The organism is Paenibacillus sp. FSL K6-2441 (assembly GCF_037964765.1).
In the GTDB taxonomy this organism is placed as follows: Bacteria; Bacillota; Bacilli; order Paenibacillales; family Paenibacillaceae; genus Fontibacillus; species Fontibacillus phoenicis.
The window spans coordinates 1,163,490-1,177,554 of sequence record NZ_CP150174.1 but is presented as its reverse complement, the minus strand read 5'-3'; the positions used below and the strand labels follow the sequence as shown (position 1 = coordinate 1,177,554).

Genomic DNA, 14,065 nt, shown 5'->3' with positions numbered 1-14,065 from the left:
TAATTAACTTGGGTAAAAATATATTTTTTAACGCGCATCACTCCCCGATGGGAGCGTTCGCCAGCTTTACGCTAGGTTATCCCGGCCAAAGCGGCGGCTTCGACCTTGAGCTGGGCAGCCCGCCAAAACAGAACATCTACATTGGACTGCAGGATGATGGGCAAGAGCGTTACCGGGCTTTACCGTTCTTCGGCGAAGGTCTGGACGAGCGGGATCGTTATACGACCGAGGAGAGCGGTTCAGGCTCCAGCCAGCAGCATTCCGTTCAGCAAAAAGAAAGCGATCTCATCACCCCGTACAACCGGAGCGAAATCGACCGCCGGTTTGGTGCGGCGATTGACGAATGGCAAGCCGGCGATTTGACGTTCCGCCTGATCTCTCCGTTTGAAGGCGTGCCTGACCCCGAGACGGCAACGGAAGAGCAGCTGCGTTTCGCGCTGATGCCGGCCGTGCTTGCAGAGATCACGGTGGACAACACCCGGGGAACGTCGACGCGCAAAGCCTTCTTTGGTCTGCAAAACAATGACCCTGTCAGCGCCATCCGCCGCTTGGAGGACGTGACGGGCGGACGTATTTGCGGCATTGGCCAAGGCCGCCATACCGCTATTGCGGCGAGCGATCCGCGGATTACCAGCGCCGGATTTTTTAAGATGGAATCGATTCTTAAGCCAAAGGTTCCGGAAAACCTCCGGTTTGGCCTTGGGCCGGTGGGCGCGCTGCTTATGGATACCCCGGCCGGCGAGAAAGCCACCTACCGCTTTGCGCTTTGCTTCTACCGTGCCGGTTACGTCACGACCGGGATGGATGCGTCCTACTACTATACGCGGTATTTCGCGAACATCGAAGAAGTGGCTGAATATGCGTTAGCACAATTCGACCGCAAGCTGGAGGTCGCCCGCCAAGCGGACGCGCTTGTTAACGACGCCAAGTTAAGCGAGGACCAGAAGTTTATGCTCGCGCATGCCATCCGCAGCTATTACGGTTCCACTGAGCTGCTGGAGCATGACGGCAAACCGCTCTGGATCGTCAATGAAGGCGAATACCGGATGATGAATACGTTTGATTTGCTGGTTGACCAGTTGTTTTACGAGCTAAAAATGAATCCATGGACGGTCAAAAACGAACTCGACCTTTACACCAGCCGCTACAGCTATCGGGATACGGTGCGGTTTCCCGGGGATCCGACCGAATATCCTGGCGGCATCAGCTTCACGCATGACATGGGCGTGGCTAACTCGTTCTCCCGTCCCGGCTATTCGTCTTATGAGCTGCATGCGATCGATGACTGCTTCTCTCACATGACTCATGAGCAGCTCGTCAACTGGGTGCTAAGCGCCACCGTTTACGTGCATCAAACGAACGACCGCGAATGGTTGGACCGCAACCTGCCGATCCTAGAGCAATGTCTGGAAAGCATGGTGAACCGCGACCATCCTGACCCGTCCCAGCGTACCGGCATCATGGGCCTCGACAGCTCCCGAACGATGGGCGGAGCGGAGATTACCACCTATGACAGCCTGGATGTCTCGCTGGGGCAAGCGCGGAACAACATCTATTTGGCCGGCAAGAGCTGGGCGGCGTACGTCGCAATGGAGAAGCTGCTTCGCGACAACGGCCGCGAAACGGCGGCTGCGCTGGCCGGACGACAAGCCGAGCTGTGCGCAGGCACGATTACCTCGCACCTGTTGCCAGGCGGTTACATTCCGGCCGTCATTCAAGAGAACAATGACTCCAAGATCATTCCTGCGATCGAGGGGCTCATCTTCCCGCTTTACACCGGCTGCGAGGAAGCGCTGGATCCAAACGGTCGGTTCGGCGCATATATCGCAGCGCTCTCCACGCATCTGAACACGGTGCTGCAGCCGGGGATCTGCCTGTTCGAGGACGGTGGCTGGAAGCTGTCCTCGACGAGCAACAACTCCTGGCTCAGCAAAATTTATCTCTGCCAGTTCATCGCCCGCCGGATCCTCGGCCTCCCTTGGGACGAACGAGGGCAAGCTGCCGATGCGGCGCATGTGGCCTGGTTGACTTCCGAGAAGAACGCCTACTGGAGCTGGAGCGACCAGATGATGGCCGGCGTGATCTGCGGCAGCCGGTATTATCCGCGCGGTGTAACAGCGATTTTGTGGCTGGACGAGAAATAAACCCGCCTGCAACATAAGAAAAACGTCTGTCGACGTAAATTCAAAGTAGACAGACCGCGTTTAGCGGAAGTTTTTCTTGCGATATCAGGATGCCAGTGCCCCGAAGTTTATACTTTCTGATATCTTAAGAAAAACGTCTGTCGACGTACATTCAAAGTAGACAGACCGCGTTTAGCGGAAGTTTTTCTTGCGATATCAGGATGCCAGTGCCCCGAAGTTTATACTTTCTGAAATCTTCAAAAGCCGGGCCCTAATGGGCCCGGCCTTTCGCTGTTATGCGCCAAACAAATCCCCCTCCCGCAGTCGAGGATGGACCTTCCCGGCGAATTCCTGCAGCAGCTCGTTTCCGATATGATGGCCAAAGGAGTCGTTAATCGTCTTACAGTGGTCGACATCGATCAAAATAAACGAGGCGGGAATCCCCTCCTTCCAGCATTGCCGCAATGTCTCCCGCGTATGGTGCATGAAGGCCCGCCGATTCTTTGGAAATCCAACATGAAACTTTCCACCGTCTCCATCCCGCCAAATGATCTTCATCCTTTTTTGATACTTTTTATTATCACATAACAAATTTTACCAAAGAGGGGTGTGGAGAATGAAAAAAAAAGCGAGGATTTCCATCCTGTGGGACAGGAGGAAATCCCGCTTTTTCATCGACTTGCTGGATTATTGGTTGGTATCTCCCTGACGGGAGATCAGGAATAACGTGCCCCAAATCAGCACGAATCCACATGCCTGGGCTACTGTAATCAACTGCTGGAACGCAATCCAGTTGATCAGAACGCCAACCATTGGGAAGCTCAGCTCCGCCAGAGTGGCGACCGACGCTTTGGTTGTTGTCAGCCCTTTATAATAGACGAGCAGGCTTAGCAGCCCCGGCAACAACGCTTGTCCAAGCATATTGAGGGAAAATGCGGCGATTTGCGAGGTGCCGGTCGGCAGGCTCCAGGCGGCCCCTTCATTCCAAGTGATAGCCAGCAGCAGCGGCAGTGCCAAAATAAACCGCAACGATGTCACCGTCTCATATTTCATCGTCCCTACCATCAACCGGCCCATCACCGTGGATCCGCCCCACAATGCGGCAGCGCCTAGCGACAACAGGCTGCCGATCTGCACAAAATCGCTCCAATGCCCAATCGGCATCGTAAACCCGAAGGTCAGCAAATACGTTCCAAGCAACGCGATAAGCAGATATCCGAAAAAGTGGCGCGGCAGCTTCTCTTTAAGCAGCAATCCGGCCAGCAAGATGGCAAACAGCGGCTGCATTTTTTGCAGCAGCAGGACTGCATTCAGGTCACCGCTTGACAAGGCCAACGTAAACAGAATCGTGGCGATGGCCGAACCGCCCCACGAAATAAATAGCAGCGCGCCCCCTTGACGCCAACCAAGCCCTTTAAGCTCGGTGCGGTTTTTCCATAAGACCGGTATGGCAAAAAGCGCGATAATCAGATGCTCAATCAATACGATTTGCGCCGAGGTCAGCGACTTCAGCAGGATCACCCGAAACAACGGGTCTACGCCCCACAATGCTGCACCCAACACGACAAGCCAGAAACCGCTGCGCGATTTGCGTGCTTGAGCCGTTCTGGGCGAGTGCTGAATCTGACCGGATGCGCCCGTAAGTGCCCCTGCATTCAATCCAGCAGAAATTTGGATACCACTGCTTACTTTGACTTTCTCCATGGTGTCTGTCCCCTTCTTGAATAGAGGGTCTACGTAGAAAACCCCCGCATCGACCTTCCTAAAGGCTTTGCGGGGGCTGACCAAATAAGCTTGGCAGGCGACCATGGCAGGTCCCTGATTCAAACTTCAGCTTCATTGATCTCCTCCCATCCGGACTTTACCGTCGGCCTTGGATTCTCACCAAGTCAGTCGCTTCGGGCCGTGAAGGCCATCTGCGAGTCGCGGGCTGCGGTTCCCTCTTGCCGAAACCTCACCGCCGGTCGGGAATTTCACCCTACCCCGAAGATCTCTATTCATTTAATTTTGGATTACTTAAGTTGTTTCTATCATAACGCAGGCTGTCAAGCGACTCTGTTGCAAAAATCACAAAGCCTGATCATGTCCCAACAATTCATCTTTATCCCCGCTTGACCACCTCGAAATTGTCTTCGAGCAGCAGCCAATTTTGCGGAAAACTTAAACCCAGCTTCCAATAACTCATTCCGCGCAGCCCCAGCTCCTTGATCAGGTTAAACTTGGCTTGGATCGAGCGGGCGTCCTCGAACCAGACTTCATGTTCCCTTCCTTCCGCATCCCAATAATGGAAGAACGGTGCCTGATCCCGCTCGCTGTATTGAATGGCGACTCCATGCCGCGCGGCAATTTGGATCGCCTGCTGCGGACTAATCGCCCGTGCGGTGCTTCCCGGCACAAATGGCAACGTCCAGTCGTACCCATATAAGTTTTGCCCCATCATGATTTTGGAGCCTGGCATTTCCGTCAGCGCATATTCAAGAACCCGGCGGACTGGACCAATAGGCGACACCGCCTGGGCCGGTCCACCGCTGTAGCCCCATTCATAGGTCATGATCACGACAAAATCGGCAATTTCACCGTGGGCCCGGTAATCATGTCCTTCATACCATTTGCCTTGCTGACCGGCACTGGTCTTGGGCGCCAAAGCCGTCGACATCAGCCAGCCCTGCTCCGCGAACCGCGCTTTGGCTTTACGCAAAAAAGCGTTGTATGCCTCCCGGTCTTCGGGCCGCAAATACTCGAAATCAAAGTGGATGTCGCGAAATCCGTATTTGTTTGCTGTCGTGACGATGTTGTCCAAAAAACGATCTTGAATCGGGATATCGTTGAGTAAGATCCGGCCAAGCTCGTCGCTGAACTGATCATTCTCCTGATTCGTGATCACCATCATCAGCACGACCCGGTTCGCCCGGGCAATTTCCGGAAATTGATTTAGCGGAGGCTCTCGAAGCGATCCGTCCCGTTGCGCTAAGAAGCTAAACGGAGCCAGGTATGTCAGGTGCTGCGCTGCTTCCCGCGCACTTTCCTCCAGCGCCGGAGAAACCGTTCCGCCGCGCGGTTCTACATAAGCGTTAAATTCAGCGCTTCTTCGCGGCCGCGGCGGAATGTACAGCCGAAACCCGATCGAAAGGGGGCGCTCTACGCTAATGGCGTTAACGCGGGCTAACTCTTGATAACTTAATCCAAATCGCTGGGCGATCGACCATAAGCTGTCCCCAGGCCGAACCCAATAATAGCTGCCGACAATCGGGATGACCAAGGTTTGTCCAACCACGAGCTGTTCCGGATTCGGCAATTCATTGGCTTCAACGATATCCTCATAAGGTACGCCATAGGCTTGTGCGATACTATACGTCGTTTGGCCTGGCTGGACGATATGAACCTGCATCGACTCCCCTCCTCCATATGGATCATATGCTAACATCATCCTATGAAGAGGGAAGTTTGACCTATTCCGATCAGCAAGGCGCCGTGTCGAGATTTCGTGTCAGGACACTGAATTAGAACGCCGGAATCGCAATCTCGTCGTAATTGTCCTCGAGAAACTTCTTGACCTCCGGACTGGAAATCGCCTTTGCCAGCTTCTGAATCGGCTCGGAATCACGGTTGTCCTCACGAGCCACCAAAGTGATTGCAAATGCCGATTCGACGGTTTCCGTCAGCAAGGCATCCTTCTTCGGCGTAAGTCCCAGCGGGCTGGCATAAGCCGGGGTCATCAGCACCAAATCGGCATCGTCCAGCATCCGGGCCAGCATGAGCAGGTCAACTTCCTCGAATTTATAATTATGCTTGTTCTCTACGATATCCGCAAGAGTCCCGTTAATCCCTACGCCTTCCTTCAGCTTGATCACGCCGGCTTTGTCCAGCATGTCAAGGGAGCGTCCTCCGTTAGACGCGTCGTTTGCGATCACGATCGTTGCTCCGTCCGGGAGCTCTTCCATGGATTTATAACGTTTGGAGTAAGCGCCGTATACCGCATGATACACCGGCTGAACCGGAACGAGGTTGGCGTTTTTGTTTTTATTGTACTCCTCCATCCAAGGGACGTGCTGGAAGAAGTTCGCATCCACTTCCTTGTTCGCCAGCGCATCATTTGGCTGCACATTGTCGGACAAGATCACAACTTCCAGGTTGATGCCCTCTTCCTTCAGCTGCGGTTTGATCAGCTCCAGGATGTCCGTCATCGGCGGAATCAACGAAGCCACCTTCAGTGTAGTTTCCGTGGTTCCGTTCTCTGTCGTCTCCGTATCCGCCGCTGCCGGTGCTCCCACACCTGTCCCGTTATTTGAGGTGTTGCTGTTATTACCGCAAGCGCTCAGCACCAACATCAGCAGTACGAGCGACATGATCCATTTTCCTGTTTTCAGCATGGTTTCTCCCTCCATTGTTAGCGTTTATCCAACCATCGGGACAACGCATTTCCTATAAATTGAATTCCTTGCACCAAAATTACCATCAGCACAATCACCACAGCCATCAGCTCGGTTTCGAACCGCTGATAACCGTAACGGATGGCAAAATCGCCAACCCCTCCGCCGCCGACCACACCCATGACCGTCGAAAAGGAAATGAAGCTGATCGTCGAGGAAGTTAACCCCAACACTAGGCCGGGACGGGCTTCTACATACAAAAATTTCGTGATGATCTGCAGCTTGGACGCCCCCATGGACCGTGCCGATTCAATTACGCCGCGCGGCACCTCCAGCAGCGATTGCTCGACAAACCGCGCATAAATAGCGATTGCCACAACGGCCAGCGGAATCGAGGCGGCCAGCGTCCCGATCGCCGTGCCAACGATCAGGCGGGTGAGCGGAATCATAAACACCACCAACAGCAGGAACGGAAAAGAGCGAACGACGTTCACGATCCCGTTTAGCAGGCCGTACCTCAGGGAGTGCTCATATAGCTGGCCTTTACCGGTCAGATACAAGGCTGTACCTAGGGGCAAGCCAATCAGTAAGGCCGCCAGCAGCGCGATCCCAACCATCACGAAGGTCTCGCCGATCGCTTCGCCAATTTGACTGCGATACTGGACGAAACCATCCCACATCATCATGAGAAAATCCAACGCCCTTACACCTCCATCCCGCCAAGCAACTGCTCCCGATACGAAGCGTGGTAACCAGCCATTGCGGCGGTGCCCACTTCCGCATCGTTCCGCTGGAGCGTAAACGCATCGGTGATCCGGCCCTCTTCCATCACCGAAACCCCTTGGCAAATGCTGCGCACCACGTCCATTTCATGCGTGACGATCACGATCGTCATCCCTAATGTCCGGTGGATATGCAGCAGCACCTCGAGAATCTCTGCCGTGGTTTTCGGGTCCAGCGAGGAGGTCGGCTCATCGCACAGCAGGATGCTTGGCCGGCTCGCCAGCGCCCGTGCAATCGCCACCCGCTGCTTCTGCCCCCCGCTGAGGGAAGCCGGATATTGGCCGGCCTTGTCCTCCAGGCCGACGAAACGCAAACATTCCCGCACGCGTTCGGCGCGCTCCTTCTTGGGCAAGCGGGCGAGCTCCAGCGGTACCGACACGTTCCCACTGACCGTCCGGTTATTCAGCAGGTGGAACTGCTGAAAGATCATGCCGATCGAGCGCCGCACCTCGCGCCGCGCAGTTTCAGGGAGCGCAGTGAGCTCCTGGCCCAGAACCGTCACTTTCCCTTGATCCGGCAGCTCCAGAGCGTTCATCATTCGCAGCAGCGTTGATTTTCCTGCCCCACTGGGCCCGATAATGCCGTGGATGGTGCCTTCCGGGATCTGCAGGGAGACATTGCGCAACGCTTCAAATCGCCCGTTTCGCAAGCTGTACGTCTTGCTGACATGCTCCAACGTGATGATAAGCGTCCCTCCTCTCACTCCGGCGACTGTATTACTTATTTGATCATTCTGTTACATTATGCTTTCTTCCGTTGATTATAGACCATTTATGCATCTGTGTCACTAATTTTTCAAGTTTATTATAAAAGAGAAAAAAGAAAGAACCGCCAAGACTCCCTTAGCGGTTCTTACCCTAATCTCATGTTCCACACTTCCTGCAGGACAGAAATGAACACTTCATCCAACATGACAAAGCCGGGGCCGTATTTGGGCTTTGGGATTCCCAGGTCGATGCGAGTTGCTCAAATTTTTCTATCCGGTCGGACAAATAGCTGTCTACTCGCAGAAGACACGGCTCAGGCTCCGGATGGGCTCCGCTCCGCTTACGCGCCAGCAGCAGGCCGGTCTCCTCCTGAAGCCCGCTGTCTAAGTCCGGCAATGCAGCTTCAACCGGCAGCTCTATGCCCAAAGGCTGCGGTGTACCGCGGCGCTCGATCCAAGCGCAAGCCAGCACAGGCCGAGTACCGATAGGTATGCCTTCGGGGTGGCTTGCTTGCCCGAGAGCTTGGTCGTCGTCATGGGCCTAGATGGCCGGCATGACATTTCCACCGGTCACCGGGAGGTACGCCCCCGTGATAAAACCGGCTAACTCGGAAGCCAGGAACGCAACCGCATTGGCAATATCCTGATCTTCCCCCCGCCGCTTCAGCGGAACTCCAGCGATATAAGCGGCATCATTCCGATCCGCAAGCTCGCGGTCGCGATCGCTGATCGTCCAGCCCGGGGCGACCTGATTAACGGTAATCCCGTACTCCCCAACCTCCTTGGCCAGGACGCGGTAAACGCCGTCCATGCCTCTTTTTCCTGCCGTATACGCCGACTGGTTGGGGAAATTCTGCATGGCGCACTCGGTATTAATTCCGATGAAGCGACCTTTTCTTTTGCCCATCATCGCCGGAATAAACGCCTTGGCCAGAAACACGCTCTGCAGAACGCAGGATTCAAATTGGCTCACATAATCCTCTGCCGGCTGCTCCAGAACCGAGGTCCAGTTATACTGCACCACGGCATTGGCGACGACGATATCCGGATCGCCAAGCTCGGCCGCTACCTTCGCTTTCATCGCTTGGATATCCGCTTCCTTCGTGATATCGCCTCGCACGATCATCGCTTCTCTGCCGGCTTCGGTAATCTCCTGCAGCAATTCCTGGGCTTTGGCTTCATTATTCACGTAGTGAATCGCCACTTTCGCTCCGCAAGCGGACAACGTCCGGGTGATTACCCGGCCTAACTGGCCGGTTGCTCCGGTAATCAGCGCGATTTGTCCTGAGAGATCAATATTCAACACGGGTACGCTCCCCCTTGGCTCCGATTTATAGCTCAAGTCTCTACCTAATCGGATATTCGTATTATTTTAACGATCAGCTTATCATCTTACTTCGATTTGACGTTTAGCTCTTTATGTTCTGTTTTCTCATAAGCCTCCAAGATCGAGGTCAGCAAACCTGGGAAGCGGGACTCCAAATCCACTTCCCGCAACGAAATAAACCGCTGCGTGCCTTGGATCCGAGTCGATATGACGCCGGCTTCCCGCAGCGTCCGGATATGGTGCGACAACGTCGATTTGGCGATGGGAACCTCGAAATGATTGCAAGGCTGTTCGCCGCAGCGGCGCATTTCCGCCACAACGCTAAGCCGAATCGGGTCACTTAAAGCGTACAACACGGAAGACAATTGGATTTCATCCCGTTCGGGGTGATATAGAACCTTCATAAGGAAAACTCCTCGTATAGTATCTTTAAAAAGCTCTTTTAGGTTCATTTCCATCCCCCCGGGGGATGGAAAACAGCCTCCAAATTTCCAGCTTGTTCTTTGAAAATTCCATCAGGGACTGGACTTTCCGGTATGCCTCTGGACAATGGAACGTAGGGTCCATTCGGGGAAATCCTTCTGCCTCCAGTAGCATCGTCTACTCCTTAAGTCTGTTTCTCCGGTACGCGTCTGAGCTTCTTACCCGCTGGCTGTTCCCTTCGGCATCCCATGCCCGGTTTTAGCAGATCCGGGGCAGCTCATGGCCCGAAGTGTGTCCTCATACGCGAGGGTGATAGATCTGCGCGTGCGCCGGAGGCATCCCGGAGCGTCCATTCCCTGAATCCCTAGCGAAAGGAGGAATTTCACTTGAAGCTTTTTGTCGGTATTGACGTGAGCTCGCAAGAGCTCGAAGCGTGTTTCATGAACGCTGACGGTGACAAGCTTGAGACACTCACCGTCAAAAACAATTTGAATGGCGCCTCGCACTTGCGTGACCAAATCGTCGCTGCAGCGGACAAGTTGGCCGTCACCGAGATTCACATCGGCTTGGAAGCCACTTCCGTCTACAGCTGGCACCCTGCCATGTACCTGCATCAGGATCCAGCGCTTCGAGAGCGCAAGGCCAAGGTGTTCACCTTGAACCCCAAGCTCATCAGCAAGTTCAGAGAAGCCTATGCGGATATGGACAAGACCGACCGGCTCGACGCCTGGGTCATTGCGGATCGCCTGCGCTTCGGCCGCCTGACGACCACCATCGTCATGCAGGAGCAGTATGTCGCCCTTCAACGCCTCACGCGCATGCGTTTCCACTTGGTCCATAACTTGGCTCGCGAGAAGCAGTACTTCTTGCAGAACCTGTTCTACAAGTGCAATGCGTTTACAACCGAGGTCGACAGCTCCGTGTTTGGCCATGCGCTCATGGAGATGCTCTCCGAGAAGTTCAGCCTCGATGACATCGCCGAGATGGACGTGGCCGATCTGGCCGACTATCTGCGGGACAAGGGACGCAATCGTTTCCCCGATCCCGAGCGGGTCGCCCGCTGCATTCAGCAAGCTGCCCGCGCCTCCTATCGGCTGTCCAAGGTCGTGGAGGATTCGATTGACCTGGTGCTCGGCACCTCCATCGAATCCATCCGCAGCATCCAGAAGCAGCTCAAGGATCTCGACAAAGCGATCGAGCGGGTCCTCGACGGCATTCAAGGCGCTCAGTGCTTGCTGTCAGTGCCCGGCATCGGCAAAGTCTATGCAGCCGGTCTGCTCGGCGAACTCGGCGATATTGAACGGTTCAAGGATCAAGCCGCCGTCGCCAAGTACGCGGGTCTGACGTGGCGCAGGCACCAGTCCGGCGTCTTCGAGGCGGAGGACACCGCCCGCATCAAATCCGGCAACCGATTCCTGCGCTACTACCTCGTTGAAGCTGCCAACTCGGTTAGGATGCGCGATGAAGAATTCGGTGAATATTACCGGAAGAAGTATCACGAAGTGCCCAAGAATCAACACAAACGCGCCCTCGTCTTAACGGCAAGAAAACTCGTGCGTCTGGTCGATGTGCTGCTACGCAGCGGCCAACTCTACACGCCTCGAAGGAAGGTGAATAGCGCCAAGGATTAACGCCTCCTTTGCCTTAGTCCTTCACGAATTCCCAGTAAAAATCTGGTATCTGACATGGTTTTTGGCTGGGTTTGGTTTGATGCGCCCTTTTTTCGTGACTCCGCGCTCAACAGGCACGGGAAATTTCCAATTCGATTAAATCAACAGCTTGACATCATACCGCTGGACTTTATATCTAAATTTCGTGATGAATTCATTCTCCCCTATTTATATCATAAGGTAAGGCATGATATATTTCAATCATTCGATAATTTTCGAACAACACTGGGCCTCGCCGCCGTCGCCGGGTTGTTTAGCCCGAGCTTCTGGATTCTGCTCGCCGTTCGCATCGTGCAAGCATCCGGTGCCGGAGCGGTCGTTTCGTTGTCGATGGTTACGTTATCCCGTTACGTTCCGATCCAGCGGCGCGGCAAAGCGATGGCCTTGATCATGTCGGCCGTATCGCTGGCAGCTTTGCCACCTTGTTTTTGCTGCCGCAAATTTTAGTGCATCGCTTCGGATTAACCGCCAGCCATGCCGGACTGGTCATCTTCCCGGGCTCGATCCTCGCGATGGTCGCTTCCCGCAAAGTGGGTTCGGTCATCGACCGTCAAAATCCATACCCTACCTCTGAAAAAAGAAAACCTTTGGAGCAACTCCTTCTACTTCTTCCGGCTTCGCAGCTCCTTCATGATTTTGCGGCCGGTAGGCGTTTGTGCCAGCCCGCCCTGCGCGGTTTCGCGATGGCGGCTGGGCATCGCCGAGCCCACCTCCAGCATCACGTCGATGACTTCGTCCGACGGGATCGCACTGCGCACACCGGCCAAGGCCATATCGGCGGCAGCCAGCGCATTCACCGCCCCAAAGCCGTTACGCACGATACAAGGAATTTCGACGAGACCGCCAACGGGATCACAGATCAACCCCAGCGTGTTCTTTAACGCGAGGCCAACGGCGTGCACCGCCTGCTCCGGCGTCCCGCCGCGTAGCTCAACCATTGCACCGGCCGCCATCCCAATCGCCGATCCGATTTCTGCTTGGCAGCCCCCTTCTGCACCGGAAATAAACGAGTTGTTGGCGATCACGTACCCGATGGCCCCCGCGCAAAACAACCCGCGCACAAGATGCTCATCCTCCCAGCCGAAGCGCTCTTGGGCGCTGACGAACACGCCGGGGATGATGCCGCACGAGCCCGCCGTCGGCGTGGCGACGATCCGGCCCATCGAAGCGTTCACCTCGGACACGGCCAGCGCATAAGCCATGGCCTGACATGCGATGTCACCAACCGAGGTCTCACTGCGATTGCGGTAAGCCTCCACCCTTTTGGCATCGCCGCCGGTCAGCCCGCTTGTGGAGACGATATCCTCCGTCAGCCCCTTATGCACCGCCGTTTTCATGATTTGGTAGTATTCGTTCATGGCGGCCAAAATTTCTTCCTCCGATTGCCCGCTCTCTTCCACCTGGTCCTGAATCATAATGCTGGAAATCGTGCGAGATTCCCGCTCACAGAGCTGGGCCAGCTCACGTAAATTTTTAAAACGCATCGTGCTCCCTCCTCGCTTTACTTCGTCAGATCAATATAGGACACTTGGCTGACATGCTCCAACGCACGGATCGCCTCCACTAATTCCGGCGGAATGGACGAATCGGCTTCCACAACAGTCAGTGCCTCAGCGGTCCGCCCTTTCCGATCGGTAATAATGTAGCCGATATTGACGTTCTCCCGGCTGAACAAGGCCGTAATCCCTGCCAGTACCCCTTGCCGGTCTGCGTGGGAGATGACCAGCGTCGGCAGCTCGCCTGAGCATTTCACCTCAAAACCGTCGATGTTGCGAATGACGATCGTCCCTCCGCCAATGGATGCCCCCATGACCTCGATATGACTTCCGTCTTGGCGGGTTAGTTTTATTTTTACCGTATTCGGATGGGCCCCAGGCAGGACTCCGGTGGCAAACACCACCTCAATCCCCTGCTTTTCAGCGTCCTGCATCGACTGGCGGATTCGCTCGTCGTCCGTACGGTAATCCAGAATGCCGCCAACGATGGCCAGATCGGTACCGTGCCCGCTGTACGTTTCGGCAAAGGAGCCGTAGAAACAAATCTCCGCCTTGACCGGCGCGGTTCCGAGCAGCTGACGGGCAAATCGTCCAATCCGTACAGCCCCGGCCGTATGTGAGCTGGAAGGCCCAATCATCGCCGGACCGATAATAGAAAATACGCTTTTAAATCGCATCGCTACATCTTCCCCTCATTTTTTCTATGACGAAAAAGAGACAGAGCAAAAAGGCTGCTGCCTTTCGCTCTGTCCCCGTTACCTGAAAGTTTAATGTTCCCGGTTCAACTTAACATCCGGGTCCATGTACCTCTTGGGTGGCTGTTCGCTCTCTCCAGAGTGGCGTCCGATCATGGTCCTTGTACCTGAGAGATTCGGCTGCCGGCTGCAGGACCGGCCCTTGCTCCTTCGGTGCCGCTAAGCTGGCGTCCCTTTTCGGATCAGCCCGCGGACTCTCCCATCATCCTCATTCGCCGATATGAATTTGTGCTTAATGTAAACCGAAGCCAGCAAGATGTCAAGATATCTTACATAAATTCCGGTGGTTCACGTTGAATTCTAGTTATTTTTTCCTATTTTTATAAGAAAATATGTATATTTTACTCATCCACCCACTTGTATACCTGATTTTACAGATATATACTGTCCGTAACAACCCCAGATTTTACCT

The 14,065-nt window shown here is 54.7% G+C and carries 13 protein-coding genes and 2 riboswitches; of the genes, 3 read left to right on the top strand and 10 right to left on the bottom strand.

The genetic code is table 11. The features are described 5' to 3' along the window. The first annotated feature begins 8 nt into the window (after window positions 1-8). A complete protein-coding gene (locus tag NSQ80_RS04985; protein WP_339301625.1) occupies window positions 9-2,144 on the top strand; it encodes a glycoside hydrolase family 52 protein in 2,136 nt (711 codons plus the stop codon). 273 nt (window positions 2,145-2,417) lie between these two features. Here NSQ80_RS04985 and NSQ80_RS04980 read toward each other — a convergent pair whose 3' ends face one another. From NSQ80_RS04980 to NSQ80_RS04945, 8 genes are all read right to left on the bottom strand, one after another. After that, on the bottom strand, window positions 2,418-2,681 hold the full coding sequence (locus NSQ80_RS04980; RefSeq protein ID WP_339301623.1) for a diguanylate cyclase: 264 nt from the start codon (window positions 2,679-2,681) through the stop codon (window positions 2,418-2,420). 129 nt (window positions 2,682-2,810) lie between these two features. Next, window positions 2,811-3,827 carry a DMT family transporter gene (locus NSQ80_RS04975; protein WP_323075903.1) on the bottom strand — a complete coding sequence of 339 codons (1,017 nt, stop codon included), beginning with the start codon at window positions 3,825-3,827 and terminating at the stop codon, window positions 2,811-2,813. 134 nt (window positions 3,828-3,961) lie between these two features. Next, a riboswitch (FMN riboswitch) is annotated at window positions 3,962-4,118 on the bottom strand. Window positions 4,119-4,224: 106 nt separating this feature from the next. Then, complete coding sequence (locus NSQ80_RS04970) at window positions 4,225-5,511, bottom strand: glycoside hydrolase family 18 protein (RefSeq protein WP_009226223.1); 1,287 nt, start codon at window positions 5,509-5,511, stop codon at window positions 4,225-4,227. A 112-nt stretch (window positions 5,512-5,623) separates the two neighbouring features. After that, window positions 5,624-6,493: a MetQ/NlpA family ABC transporter substrate-binding protein gene (locus NSQ80_RS04965; protein ID WP_036646083.1), complete on the bottom strand. Its 870-nt coding sequence runs from the start codon at window positions 6,491-6,493 to the stop codon at window positions 5,624-5,626. 17 nt (window positions 6,494-6,510) lie between these two features. After that, complete coding sequence (locus tag NSQ80_RS04960) at window positions 6,511-7,179, bottom strand: methionine ABC transporter permease (RefSeq protein ID WP_036646124.1); 669 nt, start codon at window positions 7,177-7,179, stop codon at window positions 6,511-6,513. A 17-nt stretch (window positions 7,180-7,196) separates the two neighbouring features. Continuing rightward, on the bottom strand, window positions 7,197-7,961 hold the full coding sequence (locus NSQ80_RS04955) for a methionine ABC transporter ATP-binding protein (RefSeq protein ID WP_260069808.1): 765 nt from the start codon (window positions 7,959-7,961) through the stop codon (window positions 7,197-7,199). 562 nt (window positions 7,962-8,523) lie between these two features. Further along, window positions 8,524-9,285 carry an SDR family oxidoreductase gene (locus NSQ80_RS04950; RefSeq protein ID WP_316010094.1) on the bottom strand — a complete coding sequence of 254 codons (762 nt, stop codon included), beginning with the start codon at window positions 9,283-9,285 and terminating at the stop codon, window positions 8,524-8,526. Between the two features lie 89 nt (window positions 9,286-9,374). Further along, a complete protein-coding gene (locus NSQ80_RS04945) occupies window positions 9,375-9,713 on the bottom strand; it encodes an ArsR family transcriptional regulator (RefSeq protein ID WP_339301620.1) in 339 nt (112 codons plus the stop codon). A 405-nt stretch (window positions 9,714-10,118) separates the two neighbouring features. Here NSQ80_RS04945 and NSQ80_RS04940 point away from each other — a divergent pair, with 405 nt between their 5' ends. Next, window positions 10,119-11,363, top strand: a complete 1,245-nt coding sequence (locus NSQ80_RS04940; protein WP_016310842.1) for an IS110 family transposase — start codon at window positions 10,119-10,121, stop codon at window positions 11,361-11,363. 288 nt (window positions 11,364-11,651) lie between these two features. After that, the gene (locus NSQ80_RS04935; protein WP_323075897.1) at window positions 11,652-11,849 is read left to right on the top strand and encodes an MFS transporter; all 198 of its coding nucleotides are present in this window, start codon (window positions 11,652-11,654) and stop codon (window positions 11,847-11,849) included. A 155-nt stretch (window positions 11,850-12,004) separates the two neighbouring features. On the opposite strand, the gene sdaAA is transcribed toward NSQ80_RS04935, so the two are convergent. After that, window positions 12,005-12,886 (bottom strand): L-serine ammonia-lyase, iron-sulfur-dependent, subunit alpha, encoded by an 882-nt coding sequence (sdaAA, locus tag NSQ80_RS04930; RefSeq protein ID WP_009226215.1) that lies wholly within the window; start codon window positions 12,884-12,886, stop codon window positions 12,005-12,007. Between the two features lie 17 nt (window positions 12,887-12,903). Further along, window positions 12,904-13,575 (bottom strand): L-serine ammonia-lyase, iron-sulfur-dependent subunit beta, encoded by a 672-nt coding sequence (gene sdaAB / locus NSQ80_RS04925; protein WP_009226214.1) that lies wholly within the window; start codon window positions 13,573-13,575, stop codon window positions 12,904-12,906. Between the two features lie 163 nt (window positions 13,576-13,738). Further along, window positions 13,739-13,865, bottom strand: a riboswitch (glycine riboswitch). Between the last annotated feature and the right edge of the window lie 200 nt (window positions 13,866-14,065).